The 16,245-nt window shown below is 46.8% G+C and carries 16 protein-coding genes and 1 tRNA gene; 8 read left to right on the plus strand and 9 right to left on the minus strand.

The window, feature by feature from the left end; all coding sequences use genetic code 11:
- The 3 genes from H6F80_RS27795 to H6F80_RS27805 all read right to left on the minus strand — a co-directional run.
- The coding region (locus tag H6F80_RS27795; protein WP_242067613.1) for an AAA-like domain-containing protein at positions 1–2,807 on the minus strand (2,807 nt) is incomplete at its 3' end.
- 2 nt (positions 2,808–2,809) lie between these two features.
- Positions 2,810–4,537: an AAA-like domain-containing protein gene (locus tag H6F80_RS27800; protein ID WP_190794764.1), complete on the minus strand. Its 1,728-nt coding sequence runs from the start codon at positions 4,535–4,537 to the stop codon at positions 2,810–2,812.
- 128 nt (positions 4,538–4,665) lie between these two features.
- Complete coding sequence (locus H6F80_RS27805) at positions 4,666–4,995, minus strand: hypothetical protein (protein ID WP_199296873.1); 330 nt, start codon at positions 4,993–4,995, stop codon at positions 4,666–4,668.
- A gap of 82 nt (positions 4,996–5,077) precedes the next feature.
- On the opposite strand from H6F80_RS27805, the gene H6F80_RS27810 reads away from it, so the two are divergent.
- Positions 5,078–5,452 carry an aminotransferase class V-fold PLP-dependent enzyme gene (locus tag H6F80_RS27810; protein ID WP_199296874.1) on the plus strand — a complete coding sequence of 125 codons (375 nt, stop codon included), beginning with the start codon at positions 5,078–5,080 and terminating at the stop codon, positions 5,450–5,452.
- A 13-nt stretch (positions 5,453–5,465) separates the two neighbouring features.
- On the opposite strand, the gene H6F80_RS27815 is transcribed toward H6F80_RS27810, so the two are convergent.
- Positions 5,466–6,156 (minus strand): IS1 family transposase gene (locus H6F80_RS27815; RefSeq protein WP_190794765.1). Its coding sequence is split into 2 segments (ribosomal slippage): positions 5,466–5,823 and positions 5,822–6,156, totalling 693 coding nucleotides; the frame shifts between segments, so codons are not numbered across the junction.
- On the opposite strand from H6F80_RS27815, the gene H6F80_RS27820 reads away from it, so the two are divergent.
- Complete coding sequence (locus H6F80_RS27820; protein ID WP_190794766.1) at positions 6,156–6,350, plus strand: hypothetical protein; 195 nt, start codon at positions 6,156–6,158, stop codon at positions 6,348–6,350. The genes H6F80_RS27815 and H6F80_RS27820 overlap by 1 nt on opposite strands.
- Positions 6,351–6,377: 27 nt before the next feature.
- Here H6F80_RS27820 and H6F80_RS27825 read toward each other — a convergent pair whose 3' ends face one another.
- Together H6F80_RS27825 and H6F80_RS27830 are read right to left on the minus strand one after the other, a co-directional pair.
- Positions 6,378–6,977 (minus strand): PD-(D/E)XK nuclease family protein, encoded by a 600-nt coding sequence (locus tag H6F80_RS27825; RefSeq protein ID WP_190794767.1) that lies wholly within the window; start codon positions 6,975–6,977, stop codon positions 6,378–6,380.
- Positions 6,978–7,130: 153 nt separating this feature from the next.
- Positions 7,131–7,454 (minus strand): hypothetical protein, encoded by a 324-nt coding sequence (locus H6F80_RS27830; RefSeq protein ID WP_190794768.1) that lies wholly within the window; start codon positions 7,452–7,454, stop codon positions 7,131–7,133.
- 124 nt (positions 7,455–7,578) lie between these two features.
- Between H6F80_RS27830 and H6F80_RS27835 the strand changes: the two genes are divergently transcribed.
- The 4 genes from H6F80_RS27835 (at position 7,579) to cas12k (ending at position 13,138) form a co-directional block, all read left to right on the plus strand.
- Positions 7,579–9,516: a TnsB C-terminal domain-containing protein gene (locus H6F80_RS27835; RefSeq protein WP_190794769.1), complete on the plus strand. Its 1,938-nt coding sequence runs from the start codon at positions 7,579–7,581 to the stop codon at positions 9,514–9,516.
- Positions 9,517–9,523: 7 nt separating this feature from the next.
- Positions 9,524–10,375: an AAA family ATPase gene (locus H6F80_RS27840; RefSeq protein WP_190794770.1), complete on the plus strand. Its 852-nt coding sequence runs from the start codon at positions 9,524–9,526 to the stop codon at positions 10,373–10,375.
- Between the two features lie 33 nt (positions 10,376–10,408).
- Positions 10,409–10,924, plus strand: coding sequence for a TniQ family protein (locus H6F80_RS27845; RefSeq protein WP_190794771.1), 516 nt, complete (start codon positions 10,409–10,411; stop codon positions 10,922–10,924).
- Between the two features lie 99 nt (positions 10,925–11,023).
- Positions 11,024–13,138 carry a type V CRISPR-associated protein Cas12k gene (gene cas12k, locus H6F80_RS27850; RefSeq protein WP_277879280.1) on the plus strand — a complete coding sequence of 705 codons (2,115 nt, stop codon included), beginning with the start codon at positions 11,024–11,026 and terminating at the stop codon, positions 13,136–13,138.
- Positions 13,139–13,590: 452 nt separating this feature from the next.
- Here cas12k and H6F80_RS31495 read toward each other — a convergent pair whose 3' ends face one another.
- The 3 genes from H6F80_RS31495 to H6F80_RS27860 all read right to left on the minus strand — a co-directional run bounded on the left by H6F80_RS31495 (position 13,591) and on the right by H6F80_RS27860 (position 15,374).
- A complete protein-coding gene (locus H6F80_RS31495) occupies positions 13,591–13,872 on the minus strand; it encodes a hypothetical protein (protein ID WP_518523674.1) in 282 nt (93 codons plus the stop codon).
- A 297-nt stretch (positions 13,873–14,169) separates the two neighbouring features.
- Positions 14,170–14,241 (minus strand) — tRNA-Gly (locus tag H6F80_RS27855).
- 722 nt (positions 14,242–14,963) lie between these two features.
- Positions 14,964–15,374, minus strand: a complete 411-nt coding sequence (locus H6F80_RS27860; protein WP_277879281.1) for a CorA family divalent cation transporter — start codon at positions 15,372–15,374, stop codon at positions 14,964–14,966.
- A 122-nt stretch (positions 15,375–15,496) separates the two neighbouring features.
- Here H6F80_RS27860 and H6F80_RS27865 point away from each other — a divergent pair, with 122 nt between their 5' ends.
- Both H6F80_RS27865 and H6F80_RS31500 read left to right on the plus strand, forming a co-directional pair.
- The gene (locus tag H6F80_RS27865) at positions 15,497–15,931 is read left to right on the plus strand and encodes a transposase family protein (RefSeq protein WP_190794774.1); all 435 of its coding nucleotides are present in this window, start codon (positions 15,497–15,499) and stop codon (positions 15,929–15,931) included.
- Positions 15,928–16,140, plus strand: a complete 213-nt coding sequence (locus H6F80_RS31500; RefSeq protein WP_190794775.1) for a hypothetical protein — start codon at positions 15,928–15,930, stop codon at positions 16,138–16,140. The genes H6F80_RS27865 and H6F80_RS31500 overlap by 4 nt, the downstream gene beginning before the upstream one ends.
- The last annotated feature ends 105 nt before the right edge of the window (positions 16,141–16,245 follow it).

Genomic DNA, 16,245 nt, shown 5'->3' on the forward strand with positions numbered 1-16,245 from the left:
GGACTAAAACTCACTCCCCATACCCAGTCTGTATGCCCCTGAAAAGTACTTAGCAGGCTACCGTTTCCAAGATTCCAAAGTTTTATAGTTCTATCGAGACTAGCTGAAACAATCGTTTTACCATCTGGACTGAAACTAACTCTAGTAACTGAATCTCCATGACCGACAAAAGTCCTAACTAATCTTCCGTCAGTAGATGACCACAACTTAAAGGTTTGATCAGCACTAGCAGATACAATTCCTACTTCGTTAAAGTTTACACTCCAAATCCTATCTGTATGGCCTGTCAGTATTTTGTGTTCCTGAAAAGATGTAGAAGCTACATCCCATAAAGTAATCGTCCTGTTAAAGTCAGATGACAAAATTTGCTCATCGACAGAGCCAACAAAAGAGGCACTATATGTAGGGCTTCCATTGCTTCTTAAATTCTCTAACTCTTTTCCGTCAGCTTGCCAAAGCTTTATATTGCCGCTGGTATCACTGGACACAAGCTTACTTCCATCAGCACTAAAGTTTACACTCCAGACTTTATCTTTGTGTTCTTCAAAAGTATTAATAAGCTGACCATCCGTATCCCAGAGCTTAACAGTGTTATCATCACTGGCGGAAGCAAGCACTTTTCCATCTGGACTAAAATCTAAACTGTTTATTTCTCTGTCATGTGCATAAATCTCTTTTAGCAGTACCCCATCGGTGATACGCCAAAGCTTGATAGTTCCATCAAAACTTGCAGAAGCTAGAACTAACCCATCTGGACTGAAGCTTACATCTCGAACAGCTTTAGTATGACCTCTGAGAGTGTGGATTAAAGTACCGTCGATACGCCAAATTTTTACGGTGTTGTCTCTACTAGCGGATGCTACTAATTGACCATCCGGGCTAAAGACAACACTGACAACTTCATTAGTATGACCATTCAAGCCACCTAAAGTTACTTGTAACTTGCCATTCAGTGTCCATAACTTGACTGTTTTATCTCCACCAGCTGATGCAACGGTTTGCCCTTCTGGGCTGAAGGCAACACTAAAAACCTGATCTGTATGTTCATCTGAAGTCTGTTGAACTTGCCCTTCTGGTCGTCCAAAAATCCGAACAAGTGTACCGTCGGTTCTCCATAATCTAATTGTGTTGTCACCCCCAGCAGAAATAATAAACCGGCCATCTGGATCTGAAGCTACCTCCCAAACTTGAGCATCGTGACCTTCAAATCTATTATGCTCTCTGACTTTATAAACTGCTTGTTGTAATGCAGTCAGAACTTGAGTAGAAATTTTGTTCCCAACCCAAAATGATTCCTTTAAAGCTATTCCTGCCCTCAAAGCTTCCAATAGGGAGTCTAAACCTTTTTCAGATAAAAATAATGCTCGCGATGAAGAACTAAGTGCTTCTATAGTTTTATTTTTGGCATTAATGCTTTCTCTTATGGAAAAAATAGTTAAACCTGTCATCACAATTAAGGAAATTAGAGCAACTTTATTTCTTGCTTGGGCAACTCTTCGTAACTTCTTTTCTTGCTCTAACTCACGCTGTTTACCCTCCTCTTTCTCACTTGCAGCAAGAAATCGGTAGTCGTCATCGCTCAGACTATTTCCTGTTGCCCAAGATTGTGCATCCTGCAATGCTTTTCCACGCAAAAGACGAGAGTCATCTTGACAACCGGATTTCAACCACAAATTGATAGAGTCTGCATAGGGTCGAAGTTTAGCTAGCAATCGCTCTAGCCAATCCCGATTAAACACCTGCTCATAAATGCGGTTGTAAACGCGCAGTTTGCCATCCCGCTTCACTACTAAGCCCGTCAGCCGCAGTTCCATCTGTTCTGGGCTGTCATTTGCTATAATTTCCCCCTGCTGCAAAATTTGTTGATACAGCCCCAGCAATCGTCCAGTACGTTGTTCCCCCCTCCGCAACAGCCGATCGCGAATCGTCTTCAAATGCTCCGGGACATCCTGTGCCTCCCAGTTCTCGATCACTCTGTCACTGACCAAACTTTCAACCCACCCGGCCTCTTGACCATCCGGCACTGCATCCTCAGCAGTCAGCAACAATTTGCAAATTTTCTGCGTCAGAAAGGGCTGTCCGCCTGTCCAACCCAAAACAGCCTGCATCACCGCTTCAGGATTATGCGCGATCGCTGCCAAACCCCGCGTCAGCGGTTCTGCATCATCCAGTTGGAAGCCCGTCAGTTCGATTGGGCGACCAATGTTAAACGGCGTTCGCTGCTTATCCTGAATCAAGTCCGAGGGCGTTGCCACACCCAGCAGCGCAAAGGTCAATCGTCGATAAGCGGGTTGAGCCGATCGCCGCTCATGAAAATCCCGCACCAGAATAAAGAAATCATCCAGGTCAAACTCCAGACTCAGAACGCTGTCGATCTCATCGATGAAGATCACAATGTCCTGCGTCACCGCCTCTAGCAACACTTCTTCAATGAATGTACCTAAGCGCTGCACATAAGACAGCAACCTATGCTCAGTCCACCAGGCGTTCAGATCAAAAGCACGGCGCAACCCTAGCTGCCGGGAAATCGCATTCACAATCCCGATATACCACTGCTCCGGTGTTACCGATGTGCCGATCGCTGTGATGTCGATCGCAGCACAGGCAATTCTCTCTGCCTGCAACCGCTGCATCGTCCTCACCTTCAGGCTCGACTTTCCCATCTGGCGAGAATTGAGCACATAGCAAAACTCCCCGGCTTTTAGCGCCGTGTAGAAATCCTCGTCCGCCTGCCGTCGCACATAGGTCGGAGCATCGACCTGAAGACTACCACCCACCTGGTAGTCAAACGGTAGGTTCGGAACCATACTCACTGACCCACTCCTAGACGATCGCGGAAATACTGCCGATAAAGATTGCACAACGGTATCACGTCATTGCCCTGGTAGCGCACCAACCCCATGCTGACGAGCTTAAATGCCTCTGCCGATTTCACTCGCACAGGTTTCTCAGCAGCTAACACCTGTCTAAAAGCTGCAATCAGGTGGGCATCATCTTCCAAATTCAGCAAATGGCGGCGCAGATGTTCTCCGTAGACCCATTCTTCAGTCGGTGCAACCTCCAGCAGCTTGTCCAGGGTCATCTCATTTCGCGCTAGGTGATAGAGAGCAACCCGCACCAAATAAGGATGTCCTCCCACGATCGCCATCAACTGCCCCACTTCTGCATCCGACCACTGCAACCCGTGCCGCTGAATCAGATCAACGACCTGTTCGCGATTCAATGGCGGCAGTTCGATCGGCAAGCCCACATTGAAGGGGGACTGATTGATGTTGAGCGGGATGTAAACCTCCTTGGAATGGGTAATCACCAGCCGCAGATTCTGCCAGGTCGGGTTAATCTTTGACTCCTCATGCCATGCCCGCAGCAATCCAAAGAAATCGCTGGCGATCATCGGATGCTTGAACAACTCATCCACTTCATCCAGACACAGTGTCAGCAGACAATTTAACTCCGGCAGCAGGTACAGATCAAAGTAATCCGTACACTTGTCATTGCTGCCTAATGCACCCTGCCAGTAGTCCCCGACCTTATCTGCCAACCCTAATCGGCGTGTAATTCGAGAGCAGAACCAGTACAAAAACTGATCTAGGCTGGATAAAACCTGTCCCCCTGCCGATTGAAAGTGCAGCGACGTTACCCGATGCCCCTGCTGCATCGCGTGGTTCATAATCCGAATCATCAGCGACGACTTGCCCATCTGCCGAGGTGCTTTAATCCGAATCAATGCCCCCGGCTTAGCGATCGTCTCATAACATCGGGCTTCAATTGGAGGACGTTCAACATATAGAACTGATTCTAGAGGCACCTGCCCCTCTGGCTCTTCCAATGCCAAATCCTTAACAGGAGTAACAATTGAATCCAGTCGAGATGGTTCTGCAAGTACAGGTGCTGGGGATGGTTCTGGTGGTGCATCAATGGGTTCCGGTGTTTCAGGCAGAGGTAGAGAGACAACCTCTAATTTCCGGGTAATGACCGGAGTCAAGTCTTCGGCAATTCCCTCTAAAGCAATACGGTTACGCCCCAACTTGTAGGCAAAGTCAAAAGACTCACCAGCCCCCAGCGCATCATAAAACCCAACGGCAAACATTCTGGCAGCCCGATCGCCAACAGCTTGACTCATACCGACAACGTAGGGAATATGATGGGCGATCGCCACTGCCTGCACCTCTGAGTAGCAAGCGTTGAGGACGACACACTCTACTCCTTTGTCTGCAAACAACTCAAACAAGCCTGCCAATGCTGTGGATTTGACGAACTGTGCCTGTCCAACTTCATCCTCCAAAACCAACCCACTTTCACCCATTCCATGTCCAGAAAAATGGACAATTTGAGGCTTGTATCTCAGCATCGCCCGCTGCACATCACCGGGAGTCACAGCCCACTCCTGCTTAAGCACAAACCCGTCACGCTTCTGCGATAGCTGCAATCCTTCCTCAATCTCTTTGGCCTCCCGCGTTAGGTCGAGAGGAGTTGAGTTTTTGGGATTAGCCGCCAAAAATAGGATTGTTTTTTTCTTTCTTGTCGAACTGCTCATTATAAAGACAATTTTCAGGCTATTAAAATGCCGTAAATACCTATTATTCTATACACCCTAATCTAGCCTTGCTCAGTACCAGCCCCGTTAAACTACACAATCTGTTTACCTCTTCCAAAGCTCCGGTTTTAAAACTCAATTTTTAGAGTTCGTTGTCTTTGACGCGATCGCACCAGCTTCAGTCCGTAGGGATCAGCATCTTTCCGCCATACCACCCGATGCCCTTTTAATTCAGCACAATGCTCCTCCAGGCGCTTTTGCCAGCCACGATAGTCATAAATCAGGCGCAAATCATCCAGCAAGCCCCAGCCTTCCTCCTGCTGGGTCAGCTTCGCGAACTTCTCATATAGCGGATAGTCGGCTGTCACCATCGGATCCTTCTGGTGCAATAGGGGTGGGTTGTCGTTGGGGTCGTAATCTCGGTAATGGACATGTAGATCTCGTAGGTCAATCTCCATACTGAGGTGAAGGGCAGGATGGGGATCGGTGTCAAAATTGGGGTAGAACAGGTAGGAGATTTTGGGTTTACGGAAGTGGAACTTGACGACATTGGCTTTCTGGGGACAACCGATCGTACGAGGGCAGGGGATGCGATCGGGTACGCTCAACGTCCCAGGAATTGTAGGCTTGGGAGAGGCTTGTCGGTTGCGATCGCTAGAGATGGAAGAGGACGAGCGGGCGATCGATGTTAAGCGCGATCGCCTTCAAAACCTACTCCTCGAAAAAACTTCAGATTTAGTTGTCGATGGCGATCCTGATCATCGCTTAGCAGGAAATTGGCATCTATTTATTCCAGGTATTCCTAACAGTGCCGTCATTGCTAGAATTTGCCACCTGCTAGCCATCTCAACTGGTTCAGCTTGTTCGTCTGGGGTTGAAGATCCTTCCCCTGTGTTAAAAGCTCGGCGTTGCTGAATAAAGGTATGAATCAATGGGGAACAGGAACATCTTTGAACTTGAGGTAGTGCTGTAACAACCGGACCGAGTATGCCAGCATTTCCACTGATTTGGAATAGCACAGTGTTTTACGATGCAATCGTGCCAGGTAATGGCGCAACCTTGTGTTTTCCCCTTCGACTCTCGTCATATACGTCTTGCTCACGATCTGGTCACCTGCATCAATGAAGTTGGGGTACACCTTCCATCCATCAGTGACATAGAAATAACATTGCCACTGTTTTGCGATTGTCCATAACGGGCGGAACGTATCAGCACTATGGTTGCCCAAGACCCAGCCTAAAATTCCAGGCTGAAAGTGGTCAACGACCGTCCACAGCCAAATCTTGTTTTTTTGAGCCGACAAAGGTTTCTAATTCATCCAGTTCAGCCACTTGAGGGGTTATGTCTGGATCATAGGCATCGGGTAGCAAGTCTCCGACTTGTTTGACCCAAGTAATAACCGTGGTGTGATGCACTCCTGTAACCCGCTCAATCGCGCGAAATCCCATGCCATTGACGTACAGTTTCAGGCACTCCCGTTTCACTTCGTCACTGTAGCCCTTCTGGGCTTCATAGCGATCCACAAATTGACGCTTGCACTCGACGCAGATGTGATTCTGCTTACCCTGCTTGATGCCGTTTTTACGGATATGAGTCGAGCCGCATTCCGGACATTGCATTGAAACAAACCCTAATTCATACTCTTATTATGCAACGCCTGTTAAAAGCTCTTGGCTTAGCAGAAGAGCTAGTTGAAGGCGCATTAAGAATTGGGCTGGGTAAGTTCACAACCGATGATGAGATTGATCAAGCCGCGCAAATACTTTCTCTAGCAGTCCAGCAAATCCGTAATCTTCTTTGTGTGTCTACCTAAAACTGACTGAACCGTACGGAATACACCCTAGAAAAGGTCATGTTCACCATCAACTTCAGATTGGCTGCTCTCAATCCTTGCCGGACAGTATTTTTCTGAGATATCGCAGTAGCGGCAATCTGAACAACTAGGCACTTGATGAGGGGGATTAGTGTTGCTAAGGGTTGCTACGGTCTGGCGAAACTGCGCCTTAAACGCCTCATCCACCTGATCACTGGAAATATCGATCGCCCCATCTGGATAAACCAGTCGTCCCTGTAGCTTCATCCCTCGGCATTTTGGATAGCTCAAGGGCAGCAGCAGCATATACAGCAACACCTGGTACAGGTCTGAGTTCTTCTTCCTCCCGGTTTTGCAATCCTCAACCCAAACCTGCTCATCTCCGATCGCCACAATATCGGGCTTGCCTGCAATCCTGACTGCATATTGCCGCCCTACGATTTCAAACCAATTCTCTCCTTCTATTGACACCGCCGATCCTGCCTCTTGCAGCTGCGACAGGCGATCGCTGAGTAATGCTCGATGGCTGGCATTCCACCTAGCTGAATCAAAATCGCGGTTCAGCTTCTCGTACTTGTAGTGCGTGCGAAACCATATTGACCAGGGACACTGAATCTCGTCCGCCATCAGTTTTGCCAGCCAAGTCACCCAGACAGAAGGAAATTGCTTCGACTTGTAAAGGGCCACAGTACATCCAATGAAGATCGAATTGATCGACACAGTACGGTTGCACTACTAAATTTGACAAGAAAAGCTTGCCATTCGGCAAGTTCCAAAGTTTTATCCTTTCCGTCTCTTCCTGTCGTACATCTGCCGCAACAGTCGTAAATACTCCGGCTCTGTCTCGATCGTCATCCAGATATGGTGAGCTAAAGCTAGCCTCTGCTTGTGCTTGTCGGTTGGCACCCTTCGATGCTCTCCTTGAGAAAACCAATGATTCACTGTGGTGACTGAGCAATCACAGATAAACGCAATTTCTTCCCGCGATACATTCCACAGATTCAGAAACTCCTCAATGTCCATCCGCTCGTCTCGTAGTGGCTGAAGATACGCTTTTAACGCACTCCAGTGTCTATGAGTAGGCGATCGAGGAGCAAGAGTCATAGTCAAGCTAGTTGTCAAAATGGCAAGATTTTAAGGTATCATAATCTCAAAAAGCTAACCTCATACATTTTTTCGGAAGTTTTCTCTGTAAAATTTCTAGTACATCCCTTCATTTCTAGTGAAAATGCAGGTTTCAACCCCTACCCACGTAGTAGAAGCCCAAGAAACTGAGCCTGTTCAGGAAGCAAATAGCGGACTGTCGGAGCAGGAGTATCTGCTTGTTGAAGAACTGTCAGATGATGCTCAGCGCAAAATGGAGTGGGTTAGGAAAATTCGTGACGCACATTCGGCCTTTGATACCAAGCTCAAGAAACAGCTAACTCAGGAAGCAGCCAACGATTTAGGATGTCACCCCAGAACTGTCGATCGCCTAACAAAAACCGTAGACAAGGACGGACTGATTGCCTTAACCCGAAATTCCCGCTCTGATAAAGGAGAATGTCGCTATATCTCAGAACCCTGGCGCGAACTAGTAATCGAGCTGTACAAGCGAGGCAACAAATACAGCCGCCGGACAAATCGACATCAGGTTTGGCTATTGATTCAAGCCATTACAGCCAAGCTAGATTCAACCCAAACTTCCAAGGATGAGTCTCTTAAGGCTATTTTTGACTGGATTGCAACAAAGCTTGGTTCTGCTGATGAATCTCACTCCAGCGTCTTAAATAAAATCCTTAAAGAGATTAGAGACGAAGTTAGTTCCGGAGAATTAAAGCCCCCTCGATCGCATGTTACAGTTAACAACCTTCTCAAAGCGTATTCTGAAGCTCAAAACAGGAAAGCACGGCATCCTGGGCAGGGACCGCTCAAGATCATCAAAACAACGGATGGGGACATTGAGGTTGATCGGAGCAATAAAGTTCTCCAGATTGACCACACTGAACTTGATGTTCTTCTTGTCGATCAGGATGGAGAAGAAATTGGGACTCCATTTTTGAGTGTTGCTGTAGACAGCTACTCTGGTTGTATTGCAGGGTTTTATTTGGGTTTTAGGCAGCCAAGTTCCCTGGAAGTTGCCCTTGTGCTCCGTCATGTAATTCTGCCAAAGCATTACGGACCAGAATATGAACTCAGGGAAAAGTGGGACGTTTGTGGAGTACCTGAGTATCTTGTAACCGATCGCGCTAAGGAGTTTAAGTCTCAACACTTGAGACAAATTGCTACTCATTTGGGCTTTAATCTCCGGTATCGATTCATGCCTGAACAAGGGGGAATCGTTGAGTCAGTTTTTGACAAACTGAATAAGGAATTGAATTCCAGGTTTCCAGGGTATAAAGGGTCGAACGTTCAAAAGCGACCCAAGGATGCAAAAAAATATGCCTGCCTGACAATCGAGGAATTGGAAAAATTTTTGGTACGGCATTTTGTTGATCATGTTAACCAACATGCTTACCCAGGTGTTGCTCAAACCCGTGCTCAGCGATGGGAAGCAATGATGGTAGAACCTCCAAAAATTCCCGAACAACGGGATCTGGATATATGCTTGCTGAAGCAGAACAAACGCCCCAAAGTGCAGAAGTACGGCACTATTCAATTTGAGGGTGAAATTTATAAGGGCGAATGCTTGTTAGACTACGTGACTAGAAATGTTGCAGTTAGGTATGATCCTGCAAATATCATCCATCTTCTTATCTATAGCTGCGGGGAAAATGGACAACCCGGAAAATTCATTGGAGTTGCAAAGGCAAGGGATTTGAAGGAGGAGCGGTTATCTCTGAAAGAACTGAAGGAGAAAAAACATAGACTTCGTGGAGCTACGAAGGCGCTGGATACAACTTCTATCCTTGAGGAGAGGCTCGCCCTAAACCAATTTTCGGAGGAGAAAGTTAAGGCAACTCGAAAGCAGCGGCGAAAAAAGGAGCATGATCGTACAGGGCGCTCCTCTGGCTTGTCAAATGTAGTTGAGTTCAAACGCCAGGAAGCATCTGCTGCTCAAAATGGCTCTACTGGTGAGCCTACTCCACCGATTGACCCAAACCTTGGACGGAAACGATTTAAGCCGTCGGGAGCAGCAAAGATAGCTGTCTCCAACTGGAACGAACATTTGCAGGACAATTGGTAAGCTTCCTATGGCACAACCAGAACTAGTTCCCACCTCTCCCCTTCAAACCCCTTCTGGGTCGCCTAATATAGCGGCTGAAATTGAACGGATTAGTATAGGCAGTCCCTTAATCACGACAAAGCGGGATGAAGATTTCCATCTCTGGCTGAGCAATCAGCGTGATTCAAAAAACTGCGGAATTGTTCTTTCCAGCCAGCGATCGGGAATTTCAGAATCCTGTCAATATTACAGATTGCAGCATGTCAGATATCGGGGGGCAATTCTCCTACTGCCAGTCCCTATTGTTTACATTCGGGTGCCGTCTGGTTGCACCCCAGCCCAGTTGTTTACCGAGTCTCTCCAAGTACTCCATCGCAACCTGAAATTTGGTCGAATCGGAGATTTAAGGAATCGGGTTCGAGCAACGCTGAAGGAGTACGGCGTTAAACTCCTGATTATTGACGATGCTCACTATTTGAAGCTGAAGGCATTACGGGAGCTGGTTCAGATTCATGAGCTTCTAAAGATCCCAGTCATCCTGAGCGGGACGGGAGAGTTGTACGAGCAGCTTAAATCAGAGTGGAAGCAGGTACACAACTCTTTTTTGTCATTCTATACATTCCCTGCCATGACGCTTGATCAGACTGCCTCAGTTGTAGACACCTGGCTCAACAATTTTCTGGGTTGGGAAGAGGAGTCTGACCTGCTCTACGAGGATGTGCTGAAAAAGCTGCATGAGAAAACAGGTGGATTGACTGGTCCCTTGAATGACACCCTACAAAAAATGGCAATTCAAGCTCTGAAAAAGGGACTAAGTCGGCTCGACGAAAAGACCATCTATGAGGTGCTAGATGGACAGATGAGTGCTGTAACGAGTTAGAAAACACGAACTTGTGTCTTGAGGACAGATGAAGTGGCAGAAACGAATGAGCTATCTCCCTGGATTGCAAAAGTTGAACCGTATGAGGGGGAGAGCATTAGCCATTACTTCGGACGATTTCGGCGTTATGAGTTGAACACCATCTCTGCCCCCACTGGATTGAGTGTGGCAGCAGGGCTTGGTTTTGCCCTGTCACGATGGGAAAAATTCCGCTTCAACCCGTTTCCCGATCGGAAGGAGCTAGCCGCGATGGGCAAGCTCGTGGGATTAGATGCCGATCGATTGCTCGCTATGTTTCCTCCTAAAGGCACTCCAACCGTCAACCGTTCGACCCGTCTATGTGCAGCTTGTTATGCTGAAGCTCCCTATCACCGAATGGAATGGCAGTTTGAGTCAACCGAAGGGTGCGATTGCCATCGACTTCGCCTGATATCAAGATGCCCATCGTGTGATGAGAAGATTTCCCTGCCATCAGAATGGGACACTAATGCCTGCAAACGCTGCGGCATGAAATTTAGCTCAATGGCTAAGAAACAGAAACGATACTGACTTTAAGAGCATTTTGATAAAAAACTTTGATCAGACTACCTCTTGCCCTTTCTCTAATTCAGTAGTACCCTTGCACTATTCAGATATCAAAAGATTACTATGAGCATAAAAACAATTCGTTGCTCATTGACGACTGATGAAGTGACCCGTAAATTTCTTTGGGAAACAATGGTCACTTATACACTTCTGATCAACACTCTTTTCAAGGAAGTTGCTGAGCACAATCAGTTCCAAGAATGGCAAGCTAAAGGTTTTATTCCTCGAGAGCCACTTGGAAAGATGATTGAGGACTTTGAGAAATGCCCCAATTCTCAAAAGCTACCTGCTCGCTTCTACGACTCAGCAACTCGGATGACCCAATATGTCTATAAATCTTGGTTTAGTGTACAGAAGCAGCGCCACTCTCGGATGCTCGGTAAGAAGCGTTGGCTAGGGATTGTGCAACAGGATTATGATTTGGAACAGGCAACCAGTTTTACCTTAGAGGAAATTTTTGCTAAAGCTCAAGCAATTCTAGAAGGATTAAGCCCACCATCAGAAACACAGGGAGATAGTAGGAGAAAAAGAAAATCAACGAAATCGAGTAAATCATTAATTGGTGAACTGCTTGATCAGTTTGAGATGACAACTGATACTCTCCATCAACGAGCCATTATTCATCTCCTTAAGAATGACCTGAAAGTGAGTGAAAAGCCTGACGATCCAGAGGAATTGAAACAACGACTTGATAGCAAACAGATCGAGATAGATAGGCTTGAGGGAGAGCTTCAAAGCCGCTTCCCAAAAGGAAGAGATCCGACAGGTGAACGATTTGCAGCAGTCCTGCTTGATGCGATATCTCTACCGCCAGAGGACAATCCTGACTCAATAGCAACAACGATAAATGAGTGGCGAGAGCAAAAACAGATTAGTTTTCTTAATCCTCTTCCCTACCCAATTTTATGGGGTAGCGCAGATGAGTTCATCTGGTCAACCGAGCCCAGAAGCAATTCAACTAGCTCTGAGTCTCTAGAATCTTCTTCTAAAAAACGCAAATCAAAGAAGAAGAAGTGCGTATCAGATAGAATTTGCTTGCAGTTTAAGCGGCTTGGAAATTTCATCTTCAAGATCCAGTGCGATCGCCGTCAGCTTCCAATATTTCACCAGTTGGTAGCAGATTATCAAGCTTATGCGGCGTCTCCTGAAGAACAATGTTTTAATCAAACGGTATTTGCTCTCCGATCTGCCCAGCTTATTTGGCAACCAGACACCAAGAAGTCTAAAAAGCAGCAGAAGCTGGATCAATCCAAATCTCTTACCTCTAATCAACCTTGGATAACCCATCGTCTCTATCTTCACTGTGCGATTGATACTGGCCGTTTAACGGCTGAAGGAATAGAAGCTGTTATTCAGGAAACCAGATGCAAAATTATTGAAGAATTAGATGGACGAGATAAACTCACTGACCAAGAGGTTGAACAGTTGCCCTTGACCAAAGGGCAGAAGAGCCGTCTGAAATCTCTGCGTACCCAGCTAACTCGTCTAGATAATCCTTATCCACCGCGTCCCAGTAAACCCAACTACAAGGGTGATCCCCTAATTACCGTTGGAGTCAGCCTAAGCCGTCAAATGCCACTGACAGCTTGCGTTATCGATCTTAGAACGGGAAACGTTGTGGAACGTCAAACATCAAAGCATCTCCTGACTATACATGGCATTAAGGTAAAAAGAGGCAAGCGTAGCATACTGCAATTGAGGCTAGAGCATTGGCGATTGGTCAATAAGCTACACCTGCGAAGACAACGCAACTTACTCCAACGACAGAAGGAGCAAAAGCAGGAGCAATATCGAGAGGGAAATAACGAATCAAATCTAGGATCTCATGTCGAAAGATTGCTAGCAAATCGGCTAGTACGCCTTGCTGTAAAGTGGAATGCTGGCAGCATTGCCGTGCCCGACCTGAAATATATTCGTGAAATTATCGAAAGCGATATTCAAGCCAGAGGAAAGCTTAAATTCCCGCAACAGAAGGAACTTCAGGAGCAATACGCCAAGCAACTTAGAGCAAGTTTTCACCGCTGGAGCTATCACAGATTAGTAGAATTCATTCGAGAGCGTGCCTCTAGTGCAGGAATTCAAGTGGTTGCTGGAAAGCAGACGAACCAAGGTTCGCCAATGCAGAAAGCAGTAGAGGTTGCAACGTCTGCCCATAAACTTTCAGCGTTGCAAGCTTAACAAAATTTGAACCTTGACAATGTAATAATCTTCCCAATAGCGCGCCAATCCTGTAAGGATAGGTGAAAAATATGGAGCAGTTTAATTGCTTTCCGCTCCAGGTAGTTGTCCGTTTCCTCTGTAGAGTTTCTCTACAGATATGGTGTAGGGTCGCGCCTAGCATCAGGAAGCAATGTTTTCATAATTGTGGTGGTAAGCCATTTAGTTATGAGGATACAGGCATACGTGTCATGGCAGCTACTAAATCGCCTCCGAGCAAGGAGGAACTCTCTCAAATTTTTGGCAAACCAAAGCAAGGGTAATATTCCTGGGAGGTCTGCCAAAATCGGATTCTTTGCCTAATGGGCTCTTCAAGGAATTATTAAGTAGGTATAAAGATTTACTTAATAAGAGAAATTTGAATGAGCCCCCTTTGGCAAGGAGTACCTTAAAAAGTTGGCTGTGCAAGGGCTTTAAGTTGCCAGAGTTGCGATCGCCCTTCCAGTCGTGGAGGGGTTGAAAGGCGATGCACGAAGCGACCCATATCTACGAGAACCAGGTTGCGATCGCCCTTCCAGTCGTGGAGGGGTTGAAAGTTTCAGCGACTCTATCAGCAAAACGTGGCCGCCGCAGTTGCGATCGCCCTTCCAGTCGTGGAGGGGTTGAAAGAGAATGCCCGGATGCGGGTAACGCTGCCAGGGCAAAGGTTGCGATCGCCCTTCCAGTCGTGGAGGGGTTGCAACTTCCCACCACATCAATGAGTTACACCCACTCATGCTTTGCGGTTGCCCTTCTACCTCTAATCTAGGTCGAAGGGAGTAGACTTATTTCCACCCACTTTTTAGTCCTTTACAGCGATCGTATTAAAGCCCTCAAACAGGATTGAGAGAGTTGAAAGGAATGTCACCTTCCCAAACCTAACTAGACATTAATCCTTTAAAACTGTTTTGAACCAGTACCTAAAAGCTATTAAAGGCTGAAAGCACTATGACTTCGTTCTTTTTGACAAGAATTCTTTAAAACTGGACAAATAAATGTTTAATGGACATCTAAGCGGGTGATGGGACTCGAACCCACGACGTTCACCTTGGGAAGGTGACATTCTACCACTGAATTACACCCGCGCGACCGATTAAAATCGTGTTATTTAGCATAGCGTATTTTAGACCAATCGATCGATTATTCCGTGACTGAACTGGCTTAATCAAGTTACTCTTTGGGCATTGGTTGTGTTACAAAAAACGGTCTCTGGCAAGGCAAACAAGCCCAGCTTTGCCTTCTCCCCCTCCGATGTCTACTCATGCTCTATCTCTAGTCGTCTATTCTGTTCGTCAATTAAAGTCAAAGGCGTATGGTAATACTGGTATCGCGCTGTCGCCCTTCTTTATCCCAAACCAAATCCCAAACCAACGTTAAACTACTAATGTTTAAATGCCTATGGGTTAGATAGCAACTGCTGGTCAATAAGACTTTTTTGAATGGCGATGACTGCTGGTTAGCTACGATCGCGTACGTCCAATTTCTGCAAAATGGCATGAACGTGGACTCGTACTGTTCCGGGTGCAATGAGTTTGTTTGCCCTCAATGTTTAATGTTGCCAAAACATTTTTCTGATTCAAGCTAAAAATTGTGATTCCTCGTTCAGACAGGCGTTGCTTCTGTTCCGTCACGTTCATTGCAGCATGTTACGACGGGTTGCGGATTTGTCGCTCACGTTTGAATCCCTCCTGCTCCTCCTACTTCCGCTTCAGGTACGGTTGCTGTAAAGTTTGGCGATCGCTCCGATGGATAGCCCCATTCGCATTACCATCTTCAGAAACACCAGTTTTCAAGCGCATTTTGTAGTTTATTGTAGTAATTTTTTTGCACCGGAACTTCGATGCTTGTTACTCGCTTTAACCGTGGATAAACTGCTAAACCAACCCTTACCCCAGAAGAAGAAGACCATCCTCACAGCAACACTCAACATAAAAGCTAGAGTCGCTGGATACCCCCAATACCAGTTCAACTCTGGCATATTCCAGGGAGATTCCTCGGTGTTGAAGTTCATTCCATAGATCCCAATGATAAAGGTTAGAGGAATAAAGATGCTGGAAATCACGGTCAACGTTTTCATGATTTCGTTCAACGGTTGCTGACAGGAGATAGGTAAACATTCATCATGCTGGACGCTAAACTCCCGATAGGTTTCGAGCATATCCAGGATTTGAATGCTGTGGTCATAACTGGAGTTTAGACTAAGCGAAGGGTGGAACAGCTAAAAAAGAGCAGCCAAAATAAAAGACCTCCTGCACGAATGGGAGGAAATGTGCCAGTTAGGAACAAAGGCTTGCAAAAGGGGTAGGCGCATGGCAGAACTGAGCACAAGGAGGAATTGCCATGCCTTACCAAGAATTGCAAAGCCTGTCTGCTGGAGAGTTTAAGCGATTGTGTGGCGTGAGTCGGGAAACCTTTGGCGAGATGGTCGAGGTGTTACGCCCCCACCTGGAACGCCAGGGACAACGAGGCGGACAAAACAAACTGAGCGTTGAAGACCAATTGCTGGTGACATTGGAATATTGGCGGAAATATCGCAGCCAGTTTCACATCGGTACGAGTTGGGGACTGCATGAAACCACAGTCGGACGCATTATCCGGAAAGTGGAAGACATCCTGGTCAAGTGCGGTCAGTTTCGCCTGCCCAGCCAACAGCAGTTGTACAAGCCCGGATGGGAATGGAAAGTGTTGATGGGGGATGTGGGCGAAGTTGAAATTGAACGCCCGAAAAAAAACAGAAACGTTACTACAGTGGCAAGCAAAAGTGCCATACGCTGAAGGCGCAACTGCTAGTGGAGTTTGATAACGGGCAAGTGATTGCTACCGCAACCGCCGAGGGCAAGATGCATGACTTCAAGCTGCTGAAACGAAGCCGACTGCCCTTTGTGCCATCGCAGTTATGTTTAGCTGACCGAGGTATCAGGGGTTTGCTAAGCGTCATGCTGGGGCTTGTACTCCCACGAAGAAACCGCGCAACCAACCGTTAGCTGAGGACGAGAAGCAGCACAACCCTTGCATTAGCAAGACTGCGGGTGAGGGTGGAGCATATCATTCGTCGCTTCAAGATCTTTCGCATCTTCTCAGGACGCTAC

Origin of the sequence: Leptolyngbya sp. FACHB-711, from assembly GCF_014695615.1 — a bacterium.
Classification (GTDB): domain Bacteria; phylum Cyanobacteriota; class Cyanobacteriia; order Elainellales; family Elainellaceae; genus Leptolyngbya_A.